The organism is Paraburkholderia sabiae, assembly GCF_030412785.1.
Classification (GTDB): domain Bacteria; phylum Pseudomonadota; class Gammaproteobacteria; order Burkholderiales; family Burkholderiaceae; genus Paraburkholderia; species Paraburkholderia sabiae.
The window spans coordinates 3,130,590-3,145,684 of sequence record NZ_CP125295.1; the positions used below are offsets into that span (position 1 = coordinate 3,130,590).

Below are 15,095 nucleotides of genomic sequence, written 5' to 3' on the forward strand. Positions count from 1 at the left end.
CCTCGGATCAATCAAACGTGTTCGCGTCATCGGAAAGCGCCAACGTTACGCTCCCTGACGGCTTCGCGCAGCATAGCAAGACCGATCCTTCCGCGGGCGGTTCGAGCGGCGTTTCCGTGTATTCAACTTCTCCGTCGACAAGGCGCGTCACGCACGTATTGCAGATGCCGATACGGCAGCTGAATGCCGGTTCATGGCCGTGTTGCTCGGCGAATTCCAGCAGCGACGCACAGGCGGGATCCCATGCGACAGGTTCGTCTTGCGGACTGAAGCGGACCGTCGCTGTGCCCCTTGCAGTCGTGTCGACGCGACGCACAGGTGCGGGCACGTCGAGGTCCTCATCGAGCACCGTTGCAGGACCGAAGAACTCATAGTGGATGCGTTCGCGCGCGACGCCGAGACTGCGCAGCAAGCGCCAGTTCGCCTGCATGAACGCGGGCGGGCCACATAGATAGACCTCGTAGTCGTCGAGCGGCAACAGGCTCTGCAACGTCTCGCGCGACAGCAGACCTTCGCTATGAAAATGCCCGGCGATCCGGTCTTCCTCCAAAGGCTGCCGATAGCAGAAGTGCGCGAGCACGTTCGGATGTGCAGCCGCCACCGCCTCCACTTCACGGCGAAACGCGTGCACAGCGCCGTTTTCGCATGCGTGAATGAAGTGCACGCGACGCGTGCCGTCCATTGCGCGCAGCCGATGCAGCATGCTGACGAGCGGTGTCAGCCCGACGCCGCCGCTCATCAGCACGACGGGCCGCGTCGTGTCGCTGCCGCACACGAAAGCGCCCAACGGACCGGCCAGTTCGAGTTCGTCGCCGACGTGGACGTGCTCGTGCAGATACGACGATCCGCGCCCCTCGGGCGCATCGTCGCGGGCGGACTCGCGCTTGACGGAGATGCGCCAGCGCGTCGCGTCGGCGGGATCGCCCGACAGACTGTAAGTGCGCAACAGCCTTTCTCCCGACGATATCGGAAGGCGCAACGTCACGAACTGTCCTGCGATAAACGGCAGCGGCGCGGCGCCATCGGCGGGCACGAGTTCGAATGAAACGATCGACGCACTCTCCTGCTGGCGTCCGTTCACGCGAAAGCGTCTGAAGCCCGACGCTGCGCTTCGTTCTGCCTGTTCCGCCACCGCGTTCATGTCAATGCTCCGCGCGCTGCCGGCTGACGACATACACAGGCGCAGTCGCGACAGACGCTTGCTGCTCGCGCTCGATCATCTGCGCAAGCGCACGACGGAAGCGCAGCGGTCCTGCATCGATCGCGAGATCGATGTTCGGCGTGCGTGCGTTCTTCATGCCCGCGTGAACGGCCGTCAACACGACGCGGTCCTCTTCGAATGCGTGGCGCACGTCTGCGTCGAACTGGCGCGACACCTGCTCGTCGTCGGGAGCGAAGTTGCGCGTCTGAAACCAGTAGTAGCGCGTATTCGATTCGTCGACGGGCGTCATGAAGTTATACGAGTTCATCAGGAACACGTCTGCATGAGGCGGCGCATCGTCGCCACCCGTTCCCGACGGCGTGAAGATCGCCTTGATGATCGCGTGCGACGGGAAACGCACTTCGTAATGCTGCTTGCGATCGCAGCGCCCATCGAAGCGCACAAACTGCGCGTAGAACGGCGCGACGTCCACATCGCGCATCCAGCGCGACACCGTGACGCCATTCGCAGCGACCTCTGTTCTCAGCGGCTCGGCTTCGCACGCGGCATTGCCGAACGACGACGGATGCACCCACGCGACATGCGACGGATCGAGCAGATTGTCCGTCACGTACAGGTAGTGGCACGCGACCGTCATCACGTCGCCGCGATTCACGCCCCATGCAGGATCGCCCCATTCGCCGATCTGGACGATCGTCGACGGGTCCGCTTCTTCCGCATTGCCCATCCAGATCCACAGCAGACCGTAGCGCTCGGCGAGCGGATAGCTGCGCACTTTCGCACCGGGCGGAATGCGCGGACTGCCGGGCGCACGCACGCATGCGCCTTCGCAGTCGAACGTGAGACCGTGATAGCCGCATTCGACGTGATCGCCGATCAATCGCCCCATCGACAGCGGCAGCTTGCGATGCGGACAAGCATCTTCCAGCGCGACAGGCGTGCCGTCTTCACGTCGATACAACACGACGGGTTCGCCCAGAATCGTCACGGACATCAGCGCGTGCGTGACCTCTGCGTCCCATGCTGCGACGTACCATGCGTTCTTCAGAAACATTGCGCGGCCTCCGTTGTCCGTTTCGTTTCGCGCGCGTCGTGCATCGTGACGCGCAGCCAAATCTTCAGCACAGGATAAAAAGCCAAAACACAAAAGAACAGATGTCAAACTCTGGCTGTTCGTTTAGAGTTTCTAAATCGTCGAACCCTTCCCCACCTAACGATGACGACGAACAGCTTTCCTCCCTTGCGCGCGCTGCAGGTCTTCGAAGCAGTCGGCCGATGCGGCGGCGTTACGGAAGCGGCGCGGCGGCTCGGCATCTCCGCGGGCGCGGTGAGCCAGCAGATCAAACTGCTCGAAGACACACTCGGCCTGCACCTTACGGAAAAAGACGGCAAGCGTCTGCGTCTGACGGCGATCGGGCGCCAGTATCACGAAAGCTGCGCGGCTGCGTTCGAAAGCCTGCGTGTCGCGCATGCGGAAATCGAACGCGCGAAGAACCTGCGCAATCTCAGCGTCAGCGCACTGCCTTCGCTACTGTCGAAATGGCTCGCGCCGCGCATGCTCGAATGGCAAAGCCAGCATGCCGATCTGAGCGTGTATCTCGACGGCACGCACACGGAGCCGTCGCCCGATGGCTACGACATCGACTTTCGTATCAGCTATGGCGAACGTATTGCGAACGTCGACAATTCCGTCGAGCTGTTTCGCGATTGCGTGGTGCCTGTGTGCAGTCCGCGTCTGCTTGCCGATGCGCCGCTCGCGACGCCCGCCGCATTGCTCCGCTATCCGCTGATCTCGGTGGACTGGCGGCCCAAGTTCGCGTCGCCGCCTTCATGGCGCGAGTGGCTGATCGCCAATGACGTGGATTGCAGCGCGCTGGATGAGAACCGTCAGGTGTTCTCGCTGTCGAGCGTCGCGATTCAGGCAGCCATCGACGGCTATGGCTTCGTGCTCGCGCAAAGCTCGATGGTCTGCGACGATCTCGCCGCAGGCCGTCTCGTGATGCCGTTTGCGCTCGGCCTGTCGTTACCGTGGCCGTACTTCCTCACGTGGAAGCCGAACGCGTTCGACCGGCCGCATTGCCGCAGTTTTCATCGCTGGCTCGTGACGCGCGGCAAGGAACAGCAGCAACTCAACGACACGATGTGCAGCGTGATCGCGTGAATTACGCGGCGCGCCAGAGTACGGGGAATAGCGGATGATCCATCGGCGCGCCTTCGGGCAGTTCTGCGTCGAGTCCCGGAAAGTCCGGTGACGTACGCCAGCGGCGCGGCGCATGACGGATGTCGTCGCCGATGAAGCGAACCGAGAATGCGCGTCGCCGCGTGTTGCCGCTTACGCCACCCGACGCGTGCAAGGTCAGCATGTTGAAGCACACCATGTCGCCGGGTTCGAGCGCCCAGCCGACGATCGGATACGCGGCGCGATCCGCTTCGATATCGGGCAGATCAGCGAGGCTGCCTTCGGGAAACCACTTCGCTTCGTTATCCATGAACGTGCGCGGCATCAGCCATGGTCCGAGATGCGAGCCCGCGACGAATTCGAGCGTCGACTCGCGCGCGACGGGATCGACGGGAATCCACATGCTGACGTTCTGCGAACCGGCGATGTTGTAGTACGGCTGATCCTGATGCCACGGCGTGCGTTGCCGCGTATTCGGCTCCTTGACGAGCAGATGGTCGTGATAGAGCCGCACCGTCTCGCAGCCGATCAACGCGCCCGCAGCAGCAGGCGCCGCCGACTCGCCGATGAAACGCCGATACGCATCGTTGTCTTGCCAGTTGCAGAAATCTTCGAAGAACCAGCCGGGATCGTCGGGACGGCTCGCCACTTTCGCACGCGGACTCGGCTGCGCGAGATTGCGCTCGATGCCTTCGCGCAGCAGCGCGACTTCGTCGTCTGTGAAAATGCCGCGAATACACACGGCACCATCGCGGCGAAAATCGTCGATCAGTTCAGGCGTCACCGCGCGTTCGATGCGCGCGTCGATGTCTTGCAACATGGCGTCTCCATGATTGGGCGGCGAGACGAGGTGGCTCCGAATCGCCGCGATCAGCCGTTCAGCACGTCGAAATCGAAGTAACGACGCTCGATCTTCTGATACGTGCCGTCCTTGATCATCTCACCGATTGCCTGATTGATCATCGTGCGCAGTTGGGCATCGTCCTTGCGCAAACCGATGGCCGCGCCTTTGCCGAGCGTCTTCGGATCATTCACGGGCGAGCCGAGAAATCCATAGCCCTTGCCTTGCGGCGTTTTCAGAAAGCCCTCGCTGCCGGAGATCATATCGGTCAAGGTCGCGTCGATCCGTCCCGAGCGCAGATCGGTGTAGACCAGTTCCTGATTGCCATACGACACCACGTTGATGCCCGCGGGCGCCCAGTACGCTTTCGCGTAGGCCTCCTGAGTCGAGCCTTGTGCAACGCCGATGTTCTTGCCTTTCAGGGAATCGACCGTGGGCAGAATACTCACGCCTGTTCGCCCGATCAGACTGCTCGGCGTGTTGAACAGCGGTGTCGAGAATGCGACCTGCGTCTCGCGTTTCGGCGTCACCGACATCGCGGACAGAATCGCGTCGAACTTGCGGCCCTGCAAAGCGGGAATGATGCCGTCGAACGCCGTTTCGACCCACACGCATTTCGTATGCAGGCGCCGGCAGATTTCGTTGCCGAGATCGATCTCGAAGCCGACGAGCTTGCCGTCCGGCGCCTTCGATTCGAACGGTGCATAGGTCGGATCGACGCCGAATCGAAGCTCGGTCAATTCCTTGGCCTGGGTGGACAGCGCGGCGCACAACAGCGCGAGGCAAACCAGCGTCTTCTTCATGAGCATTCCCGTCTGAGAACGTCGCCGGGGCGACGGTTAGAAAAGGAACGGATGCGCGGCCCGTTCGTCGATTACGGGTCAAGCATAGGAACTCAAAAAAGCGAAGAATAGTGGCCTGCCAGTGCCGGATGGTTTAGATTTTCTAAAGCACCAGATGCTGCCGCCCCGGCAGTCTCACCGCGCGTATGCCGCCGTAGAGGCGCTCGGAGACCGCGTGGGTACCCGACATACCCGATGCGCTCTCCGTCCCGTCCTGGGCCTTCTCGCACATCTTCCCGATCGCGTCGCGGTCCACCTTGCCCTGTTCGGTGAGCGGCACGCGCTGCGCCACGATTATGCGGACCGAACTCGCCACGGGCGCGCCGCACGCCGCTTCGATCGCGCGCATGCAACGGCCGATGTCGATCCGTTCGCCCGGCCACGGCGTCGCCACGATGGTCCAGCAGAATCCGCATGCGCGGTCGTCCGTCGCGACGGCCACCGCGTAGCGCACTGCAGGGAGCGCACACAGCGCCTCTTCGATTTGCGCCGGACCGTTCGCGACGCCGTCGATCTCCGCGATATCGGCCGCGCGGCCGAGCACCTGCAGATAGCCGTTTGCGTCGATGAAGCCCACTTCGCCCGTTATGCACCAGCCGTCGCGAAACTTGTGCGCGGCTTCGGAAGGCTGATGTCGATAGCCCTGCGCCACGGTCGCCGATTTCACTTCGATGCCGCCCGCTTGCCCTTCATGCGCAAGCGTTCCATCTGCACGGCGAATGCACACGTCGACGCCCGGCAGGATGCGTCCTCCCGCGCTCTCCAGCTTGCCTGGGTCCGACAGATAGTCCGATGGCGTCAGCACGCTCACGAGCCCCATTTCACTCGCGCCGTACATATGCGTGAGCACCGGGCCGAAGCGCGCGATCGCGCGGCGTCGCAAGGTCGCGGGCGCCGATCCGCCGATATGCGTGATCGCACGCAGCGACGACAGATCGCGTCGGCAAGCGTCGCGATGATCCATCGTTTCGAACAGCTGCGGCTCGACCAGCAGCAGGTCGGTAATGCGTTCGGCTTCGATCGTCGCGAGCGTGTCGGCAGGATCGTAGCTTGGCTTCAGCACGACTGTGCCGCCGCTCAGCAATGTATTGTCGACGAGCACTTGCGACAGGTAGGCCAGCGCGCCGTTGACGAGCTGGCGACGGTCTGCGCGACCCGGTGCGCTCACCATCATCGAGTACGTGGCGAAGCTGCGCTCGCTCGCTTTCGGCACGCCCGCCGAGCCACCCGAAGACGCGATCACGGCGAGATCGTCGGGCTGTGCGCAGCTTTCGACGGGCAGATCTGGCTGCACGCGCGCGAGGTGATCTAGGCGCGAGCGAGCGCCCGTGCCGACATAGACGACACGCGCGTCGACGGCCTCGGGCACGAGATGCGCGGTCTGTGCGAAAGCGACCAGCAGTGTCGGTCGAATGTGGGCGATATACGCCGCGCGACGCTCCGCCGATGCGATCGCGGGCAGGAACATCGTCGCCGCGCCGAGCAGGTTCGCGGCGTAGCGAATGGCGAGCGCGTCGGGGCAGTTCGGCGCGAACTGCGCGACGAGCGAGCCGCGTTTGACACCGAGCATCGCGAGCGCGCGGGCATGACGATAGATCGACGCGCGGAATTCGCGGCCCGTCACGTCATCGCCGAGATAACGCAACACTGTGCGATCGGCGTGCTCTTTTAGCTGATCGAGCAGGACATCGACATACGAGCGGAACGCCGCGTTTTCATGGGTTTCCATGACTGCACCTCCTTCATGAGCGATGCGTGCAGTCTGCTCGCGCCGAATGAGCAGAAAATGAGCGGCGTCTACGGTTCGGTGTTTATGGTCCCGCTACCAGGGCACCGTGCGCCCGAGATAGTCGAGATATTGCAAACCAGACGTGCCCTGCTTCGAAAGCAGGACGTTCACAAGATTCGGCACGCTTTCCTCGATGCTCAAGCGCCCTTCCGGCCCGCCCAGTTCCGTGCGGACCCAGCCCGGCGCCATCAGCACCATCGACCGCGACGACTCCGCATGACGCGCGGCGAAGCTGCGCATGAACATGTTCAGCGCGGCCTTGCTCCCCCGATACACTTCACGCTGACCGGACTCGTTGTTGCTGACGCTTCCTTGCCCCGACGACATCACACCGATCATCCCCGTCGGCGAGACATGAGGCTCCAGTGTCTCGACGACGCGCATCGGGCTCAGTGCGTTCGTGAGCATCACATGCATGAAATCTTCCGTCGACACTTCGCCGATGGTCTGCGTCGGGTCGCGATTCGTCGTGCCCGCGTTGACGAAGAGGATATCGAACGTACGGCCCGACAGGCGTTGCTTCAGCGCGGCAAGCTGGCCTTGCTCGCAGATATCGAGGACTTCGATCTCGACGCGGCCGGGGTACTCGTCGGCGAGATCGTGCAGCAAGGTCCGCGTCGTTCCACCGCGAACCGTGCCGAGCACGTTCCAGCCTTTCTTCAGAAACTCGACGGCCATCGCGTAACCGAGACCGCGCGATGCACCGATGAGCAGAATCGTGCGTGAATTGGATGCTGTCGACATGACGTTTTCATCCTTCAATGACGTGTTCGATTTACGATCCTGTCACAGGCTCCCGGCATGCACAAGGCGCCGCGAATCAATGTAATGAAGCCTCGCCGGCTGCTGGAGACAAGTTTTTTTTAAGCCGACCACAATATTCGTGCTTCTGAAACGTCTTCAGCCTCATGGAACCGTCACCCTCCTCGGACACGATGAACGACGATCGCGACAACGACATCACCGCAGCCGTGGTGCGTGAACGCTCGAGACTCGGCAATTTCATCCGGCGCCGCATCCGCGATCCCGACGATGCAGAAGACGTCCTGCAGGACGTCTTCCATGAATTCGTGCAGGCGTATCGTCTGCCCGCGCCGATCGAACAGGCGAGCGCGTGGCTGTTCCGTGCCGCGCGCAATCGCATCATCGATCGTTATCGGAAGAAGAAGGAACAGCCGCTGGCGGATCTGTCTGCAGATGAAGAAAGCGCTGACGACGAGTACCGGCTCGATCTTGCGTTACCCGCACACGATGCCGGTCCCGAAGCGCTCTACGCACGCGCTGTTTTGCTCAAAGCCTTGCAGGATGCGCTCGACGAATTGCCGGCGAATCAGCGCGACGTCTTCGTCGCTCACGAACTGGAAGGACGGAGCTTCAAGGAAATGGCCGCGGAAAGCGGCGTCACGGTCAATACGCTGCTCGCACGCAAACGCTACGCCGTCTTGCATCTGCGCGCGCGGTTGCAGCCCGTTTATGACGAACTGGATATTTGAAGAGGTGAATGAATGAAATATCGAATCAGATGTGTGTGGAAAGTGCTGCTGGTGCTGGTCGGCATCGGCGTGCTCGGATGGGCCGTCATGATGCTATGGAACTGGGTGATGCCGGCCCTATTCGTCGGCGCGCGCACGATCGATTTCGCACATGCACTCGGCTTGCTGGTGCTGAGCCGCATCCTGTTCGGCGGATTCCGCGGACATGGCGGCTGGCGCGCGCGGCGGCATTGGCGCAAGTGGGACGCGATGACGCCCGAAGAACGCGAACGATTCCAGGCGGCATGGCAGGCGCGTTCGACGCCGCGATCGGGCGAGTAAGGCGATCGTCTCATGCAACGTCTCAATACGATCATCCGGGGGAACGTATGACATCCACTGCCACAGTGCTGCTACGACGGCTGCACGAACAGAGCCAGACTGAGGTGATGGCCCGCGTGCGCGCGCAGTTTCAAGGATCTAGCGAAGAGCTTCTGACGCTTGCTGACGAATACGACACGCTCGCGCCTCGATTGCGCGGGCGGTTTCTCGAAACGCTTGGGCTGTCTACGGAAGATTTCGAGTCGTCGCAGGGCACGGCGATGTCTTTGGCCGTGTCGGCAGAAACGGGACGGTTCTTGCACAACATGGTGCTGTCGCACAAGCCTGCACGCATCCTCGAACTGGGCAGTTCGTGCGGTGTATCCACACTTTATTTCGCCGATGCGCTTCGAACGTTAGGCAGCGGCACGGTCATCGCGACGGAACTCGATGCTGAGAAGTGCGCACGCCTTCGTGCGCATGTCCGGGCGGCTAGCGTGGATATCTACGTCGATATTCGGGAAGGCGATGTGTTCCGAACGGTTTCCGGACTCACGGGCACGTTCGACATGGTGTTCATCGACGTGTGGGCCAATACGTACCTGAAGTTGTTCAAGCGCATTGAACACATGCTGCGCCCTGGAACCATCGTTCTCGCGGACAACATGTACACCGCCGAGGACGCTGTCCGGCCATACAAGCAATATCTCGACGACAGTCCGCGCTTCTCGAGCACGACGCTGAACTTTGAATCGGGAATTGAGTTTACGGTTGTCGTTGCCTGAACTGAACGACGGGTGCTGGAGAGCGTGGCGCTAAATTGGCGTGTACAAACGCCAAGACCCCGCTTTTGAGGGCGGGGTCTTGTCTGGGTAAGGAGCCTGACGATTACCTACTTTCACACGGGCAATCCGCACTATCATCGGCGTGGAGTCGTTTCACGGTCCTGTTCGGGATGGGAAGGGGTGGTACCGACTCGCTATGGTCATCAGGCATGACGGGTTGCTGCGTCGCGCGGGTTGGAGTCAACCTGGCGCCACAGCCAATCTGGAAGAAGCGTAAAGAGTGTGGGATGTGTTGTTTATGTTGGCACAACATCGATCTCAAACCTGAGTGTGCTTCCGAGACCCTGCGCGCAGCGCAGGGTGGGGCATCCATAAGTGCTGAAGCACTAACGGCTGCCGACACACACCTGTTATAGGATCAAGCCTTACGGGCAATTAGTATCAGTTAGCTTAACGCATTACTGCGCTTCCACACCTGACCTATCAACGTCCTGGTCTTGAACGACCCTTCAAGGGGCTCGAAGCCCCGGGGATATCTCATCTTAAGGCGAGTTTCCCGCTTAGATGCTTTCAGCGGTTATCTCTTCCGAACATAGCTACCCGGCGATGCCACTGGCGTGACAACCGGTACACCAGAGGTTCGTCCACTCCGGTCCTCTCGTACTAGGAGCAGCCCCCTTCAAATATCCAGCGCCCACGGCAGATAGGGACCAAACTGTCTCACGACGTTTTAAACCCAGCTCACGTACCTCTTTAAATGGCGAACAGCCATACCCTTGGGACCGGCTACAGCCCCAGGATGAGATGAGCCGACATCGAGGTGCCAAACACCGCCGTCGATATGAACTCTTGGGCGGTATCAGCCTGTTATCCCCAGAGTACCTTTTATCCGTTGAGCGATGGCCCTTCCATACAGAACCACCGGATCACTATGACCTGCTTTCGCACCTGCTCGACTTGTCGGTCTCGCAGTTAAGCACGCTTATGCCATTGCACTATCAGCACGATTTCCGACCGTACCTAGCGTACCTTCGTACTCCTCCGTTACACTTTGGGAGGAGACCGCCCCAGTCAAACTGCCCACCATGCACTGTCCCCGACCCGGATCACGGGCCAAGGTTAGAACCTCAAACAAACCAGGGTGGTATTTCAAGGACGGCTCCACGGAAACTGGCGTTCCCGCTTCATAGCCTCCCACCTATCCTACACAGATCGGTTCAAAGTCCAATGCAAAGCTACAGTAAAGGTTCATGGGGTCTTTCCGTCTAGCCGCGGGGAGATTGCATCATCACAAACACTTCAACTTCGCTGAGTCTCGGGAGGAGACAGTGTGGCCATCGTTACGCCATTCGTGCAGGTCGGAACTTACCCGACAAGGAATTTCGCTACCTTAGGACCGTTATAGTTACGGCCGCCGTTTACCGGGACTTCAATCAAGAGCTTGCACCCCATCATTTAATCTTCCGGCACCGGGCAGGCGTCACACCCTATACGTCCACTTTCGTGTTTGCAGAGTGCTGTGTTTTTATTAAACAGTCGCAGCCACCAGTTTATTGCAACCCCTTCACCCTTCGCCCGCAGGGGCGTCAAGCTACAGGGGCGTACCTTATCCCGAAGTTACGGTACCAATTTGCCGAGTTCCTTCTCCCGAGTTCTCTCAAGCGCCTTAGAATACTCATCTCGCCCACCTGTGTCGGTTTGCGGTACGGTCAATGTGAAACTGAAGCTTAGAGGCTTTTCCTGGAACCCCTTCCGATTGCTTCGCTCCCGAAGGAGCTCGCGCCACGCCCTTGAATCCCGTGCCCGGATTTGCCAGAGCACCTTCTCCAACGCAGCGACCGGGACTTCCAACACCCGGACAACCTTCCGCGATCCGTCCCCCCATCGCATTTCACACTGGTGCAGGAATATTGACCTGCTTCCCATCAGCTACGCATTTCTGCCTCGCCTTAGGGGCCGACTCACCCTACGCCGATGAACGTTGCGTAGGAAACCTTGGGCTTACGGCGAGGGGGCCTTTCACCCCCTTTATCGCTACTCATGTCAGCATTCGCACTTCCGATACCTCCAGCACGCTTTTCAACGCACCTTCGCAGGCTTACGGAACGCTCTCCTACCATGCACATAAATGTGCATCCGCAGCTTCGGTATATGGCTTAGCCCCGTTACATCTTCCGCGCAGGACGACTCGATCAGTGAGCTATTACGCTTTCTTTAAAGGGTGGCTGCTTCTAAGCCAACCTCCTGACTGTTTTAGCCTTCCCACTTCGTTTCCCACTTAGCCATATTTGGGGACCTTAGCTGGCGGTCTGGGTTGTTTCCCTCTTGACACCGGACGTTAGCACCCGATGTCTGTCTCCCGTGATTGCACTCTTCGGTATTCGGAGTTTGCTATGGCGACGTAATCCGCAATGGACCCATCAACCATGACAGTGCTCTACCCCCGAAGGTGATACACGAGGCACTACCTAAATAGTTTTCGGAGAGAACCAGCTATTTCCAGGTTTGTTTAGCCTTTCACCCCTATCCACAGCTCATCCCCTAACTTTTCAACGTTAGTGGGTTCGGACCTCCAGTACGTGTTACCGCACCTTCATCCTGGCCATGGATAGATCACCTGGTTTCGGGTCTACACCCAGCGACTGAATCGCCCTGTTCGGACTCGCTTTCGCTACGCCTGCCCTAATCGGTTAAGCTCGCCACTGAATGTAAGTCGCTGACCCATTATACAAAAGGTACGCCGTCACCCCTTGCGAGGCTCCGACTGTTTGTATGCATGCGGTTTCAGGATCTGTTTCACTCCCCTCCCGGGGTTCTTTTCGCCTTTCCCTCACGGTACTGGTTCACTATCGGTCGATCACGAGTATTTAGCCTTGGAGGATGGTCCCCCCATCTTCAGACAGGATTTCACGTGTCCCGCCCTACTTGTCGTACACCTAGTTCTTCCTCGCTGTTTTCGCCTACGGGGCTATCACCCACTATGGCCGCACTTTCCAGAGCGTTTGGCTAACAACGAAGATAAAGAGTACAGGCTGGTCCCATTTCGCTCGCCACTACTTTGGGAATCTCGGTTGATTTCTTTTCCTGCGGTTACTTAGATGTTTCAGTTCACCGCGTTCGCTCCACACAGCCTATGTATTCAGCTGCGGGTGACCCATTCGGGCCGGGTTTCCCCATTCGGATATCGGAGGATCAAAGCTCGTTTGCCAGCTCCCCTCCGCTTTTCGCAGGCTACCGCGTCCTTCATCGCCTGTGATCGCCAAGGCATCCACCACATGCACTTGTTCGCTTGACCCTATAACGGGTGTGTCTCCCAATGATTGCTCACTGCAAGATCATCCGCTACAGGTTGAGTTTTCGCGTTGTGCCGTATTCCAGGTTCGTCTTTCGATGAACTCAAAAATACTTTCGATACAATCACAACCCTGATTCACCTACTCATGCACCCATCTCTAAGTACACTTTCGTGAATCTCTTTACTACTTCTTCCTGATTGTTAAAGAACGACAGCCGATATCCGCTACTGCCAGATACCGCTCTGACTGGCTCAATTGCCAATGCGAAGTCTTCTGCTTCAGCAGAACACTGTGCATTGGGAATTGGTGGAGGATGACGGGATCGAACCGACGACCCCCTGCTTGCAAAGCAGGTGCTCTCCCAGCTGAGCTAATCCCCCAGTCATACAGCGCACAGAGGAATGTCAGCGGGTTATCATCACCACACCAGACAAGGCGTTGGTGGGTCTGGATGGATTCGAACCATCGACCCCCGCCTTATCAAGACGGTGCTCTAACCGACTGAGCTACAGACCCCTGAGCCTGTCTTCAAACAACAGCCGACAAGTGTGAGCGCTCAACTTTGAAACGCTAGCTCTGGAAAGGAGGTGATCCAGCCGCACCTTCCGATACGGCTACCTTGTTACGACTTCACCCCAGTCATGAATCCTACCGTGGTGACCGTCCTCCTTGCGGTTAGACTAGCCACTTCTGGTAAAACCCACTCCCATGGTGTGACGGGCGGTGTGTACAAGACCCGGGAACGTATTCACCGCGGCATGCTGATCCGCGATTACTAGCGATTCCAGCTTCACGCAGTCGAGTTGCAGACTGCGATCCGGACTACGATCGGTTTTCTGGGATTGGCTCCACCTCGCGGCTTGGCAACCCTCTGTTCCGACCATTGTATGACGTGTGAAGCCCTACCCATAAGGGCCATGAGGACTTGACGTCATCCCCACCTTCCTCCGGTTTGTCACCGGCAGTCTCCCTAGAGTGCTCTTGCGTAGCAACTAGGGACAAGGGTTGCGCTCGTTGCGGGACTTAACCCAACATCTCACGACACGAGCTGACGACAGCCATGCAGCACCTGTGTTACGGCTCCCTTTCGGGCACTCCCACCTCTCAGCAGGATTCCGTACATGTCAAGGGTAGGTAAGGTTTTTCGCGTTGCATCGAATTAATCCACATCATCCACCGCTTGTGCGGGTCCCCGTCAATTCCTTTGAGTTTTAATCTTGCGACCGTACTCCCCAGGCGGTCAACTTCACGCGTTAGCTACGTTACCAAGTCAATGAAGACCCGACAACTAGTTGACATCGTTTAGGGCGTGGACTACCAGGGTATCTAATCCTGTTTGCTCCCCACGCTTTCGTGCATGAGCGTCAGTATTGGCCCAGGGGGCTGCCTTCGCCATCGGTATTCCTCCACATCTCTACGCATTTCACTGCTACACGTGGAATTCTACCCCCCTCTGCCATACTCTAGCCCGCCAGTCACCAATGCAGTTCCCAGGTTAAGCCCGGGGATTTCACATCGGTCTTAGCGAACCGCCTGCGCACGCTTTACGCCCAGTAATTCCGATTAACGCTCGCACCCTACGTATTACCGCGGCTGCTGGCACGTAGTTAGCCGGTGCTTATTCTTCCGGTACCGTCATCCTCCATCCGTATTAGGAACGAAGTTTTCTTTCCGGACAAAAGTGCTTTACAACCCGAAGGCCTTCTTCACACACGCGGCATTGCTGGATCAGGGTTGCCCCCATTGTCCAAAATTCCCCACTGCTGCCTCCCGTAGGAGTCTGGGCCGTGTCTCAGTCCCAGTGTGGCTGGTCGTCCTCTCAGACCAGCTACAGATCGTCGCCTTGGTAGGCCTTTACCCCACCAACTAGCTAATCTGCCATCGGCCGCCCCTTGAGCGCGAGGTCCGAAGATCCCCCGCTTTCCTCTCCCGAGCGTATGCGGTATTAATCCGGCTTTCGCCGGGCTATCCCCCACTCCAGGACACGTTCCGATGTATTACTCACCCGTTCGCCACTCGCCGCCAGGGTTGCCCCCGCGCTGCCGTCCGACTTGCATGTGTAAGGCATGCCGCCAGCGTTCAATCTGAGCCAGGATCAAACTCTTCAGTTCAAACCTGTTACTGTTTTTCGGGCTCTTTCGAACCCGGTCGCTCACTCAAAATCACTGACAGATGATTCGATCAAGCCTTGCGGCTCCATCAAACCTTCCTCAATTTCTTCCGTGTGAGACTCGATTACTTTCGCTATTCAGCGACCCGAAGATCGCCGCGCGCCGCCATCGAGCACCCACACTTATCGGCTGTTAGTTTTTAAAGAACATTCGCTAAAAAGCTGCTGTTTCCTGCTGCTTTCTTGCGTCTCCGTCGTTTGGAGAGGCCGAATTATGCGGAACCCCAAGGGGGCCGTC

10 protein-coding genes, 2 tRNA genes and 3 rRNA genes are annotated in these 15,095 nt (G+C 59.2%); 4 read left to right on the top strand and 11 right to left on the bottom strand.

Features of this window, described 5'->3' with window-relative positions; genetic code table 11:
* Positions 1-7 precede the first annotated feature (7 nt).
* Together QEN71_RS14025 and QEN71_RS14030 are read right to left on the bottom strand one after the other, a co-directional pair.
* Positions 8-1,141 carry an FAD-binding oxidoreductase gene (locus QEN71_RS14025; RefSeq protein WP_201651688.1) on the bottom strand — a complete coding sequence of 378 codons (1,134 nt, stop codon included), beginning with the start codon at positions 1,139-1,141 and terminating at the stop codon, positions 8-10.
* 1 nt (position 1,142) lies between these two features.
* A complete protein-coding gene (locus QEN71_RS14030; RefSeq protein WP_201651690.1) occupies positions 1,143-2,216 on the bottom strand; it encodes an aromatic ring-hydroxylating dioxygenase subunit alpha in 1,074 nt (357 codons plus the stop codon).
* A gap of 162 nt (positions 2,217-2,378) precedes the next feature.
* On the opposite strand from QEN71_RS14030, the gene QEN71_RS14035 reads away from it, so the two are divergent.
* On the top strand, positions 2,379-3,323 hold the full coding sequence (locus tag QEN71_RS14035) for a LysR substrate-binding domain-containing protein (protein WP_201651692.1): 945 nt from the start codon (positions 2,379-2,381) through the stop codon (positions 3,321-3,323).
* A 1-nt stretch (position 3,324) separates the two neighbouring features.
* On the opposite strand, the gene QEN71_RS14040 is transcribed toward QEN71_RS14035, so the two are convergent.
* From QEN71_RS14040 to QEN71_RS14055, 4 genes are all read right to left on the bottom strand, one after another.
* Positions 3,325-4,161 (bottom strand): phytanoyl-CoA dioxygenase family protein, encoded by an 837-nt coding sequence (locus QEN71_RS14040; RefSeq protein ID WP_201651694.1) that lies wholly within the window; start codon positions 4,159-4,161, stop codon positions 3,325-3,327.
* A gap of 50 nt (positions 4,162-4,211) precedes the next feature.
* Positions 4,212-4,985, bottom strand: coding sequence for an ABC transporter substrate-binding protein (locus tag QEN71_RS14045; protein WP_201651696.1), 774 nt, complete (start codon positions 4,983-4,985; stop codon positions 4,212-4,214).
* Between the two features lie 142 nt (positions 4,986-5,127).
* On the bottom strand, positions 5,128-6,753 hold the full coding sequence (locus tag QEN71_RS14050) for a class I adenylate-forming enzyme family protein (protein WP_201651698.1): 1,626 nt from the start codon (positions 6,751-6,753) through the stop codon (positions 5,128-5,130).
* 93 nt (positions 6,754-6,846) lie between these two features.
* Positions 6,847-7,557: an SDR family NAD(P)-dependent oxidoreductase gene (locus QEN71_RS14055; RefSeq protein WP_201651700.1), complete on the bottom strand. Its 711-nt coding sequence runs from the start codon at positions 7,555-7,557 to the stop codon at positions 6,847-6,849.
* A gap of 164 nt (positions 7,558-7,721) precedes the next feature.
* On the opposite strand from QEN71_RS14055, the gene QEN71_RS14060 reads away from it, so the two are divergent.
* Genes QEN71_RS14060 through QEN71_RS14070 form a run of 3 tightly spaced genes read left to right on the top strand, consistent with a single transcriptional unit; the run spans position 7,722 to position 9,391 of the window.
* Entirely contained in the window at positions 7,722-8,306 is a 585-nt protein-coding gene (locus QEN71_RS14060; RefSeq protein ID WP_201651702.1) for an RNA polymerase sigma factor, read from the top strand.
* A 12-nt stretch (positions 8,307-8,318) separates the two neighbouring features.
* Positions 8,319-8,627, top strand: a complete 309-nt coding sequence (locus QEN71_RS14065; protein ID WP_201651704.1) for a hypothetical protein — start codon at positions 8,319-8,321, stop codon at positions 8,625-8,627.
* Positions 8,628-8,674: 47 nt separating this feature from the next.
* Positions 8,675-9,391: an O-methyltransferase gene (locus tag QEN71_RS14070; RefSeq protein ID WP_201651735.1), complete on the top strand. Its 717-nt coding sequence runs from the start codon at positions 8,675-8,677 to the stop codon at positions 9,389-9,391.
* 94 nt (positions 9,392-9,485) lie between these two features.
* Here the strand turns inward: QEN71_RS14070 and rrf are convergent.
* The 5 genes from rrf to QEN71_RS14095 all read right to left on the bottom strand — a co-directional run bounded on the left by rrf (position 9,486) and on the right by QEN71_RS14095 (position 14,798).
* Positions 9,486-9,599: ribosomal RNA gene (rrf, locus tag QEN71_RS14075) — 5S ribosomal RNA — on the bottom strand.
* A 206-nt stretch (positions 9,600-9,805) separates the two neighbouring features.
* Positions 9,806-12,686: ribosomal RNA gene (locus QEN71_RS14080) — 23S ribosomal RNA — on the bottom strand.
* Between the two features lie 305 nt (positions 12,687-12,991).
* Positions 12,992-13,067, bottom strand: a tRNA-Ala gene (locus QEN71_RS14085).
* A 59-nt stretch (positions 13,068-13,126) separates the two neighbouring features.
* Positions 13,127-13,203, bottom strand: a tRNA-Ile gene (locus tag QEN71_RS14090).
* A gap of 64 nt (positions 13,204-13,267) precedes the next feature.
* Positions 13,268-14,798: ribosomal RNA gene (locus QEN71_RS14095) — 16S ribosomal RNA — on the bottom strand.
* The 16S, 23S and 5S rRNA genes sit together here with 2 tRNA genes alongside, the layout of an rRNA operon.
* Positions 14,799-15,095 lie beyond the last annotated feature (297 nt).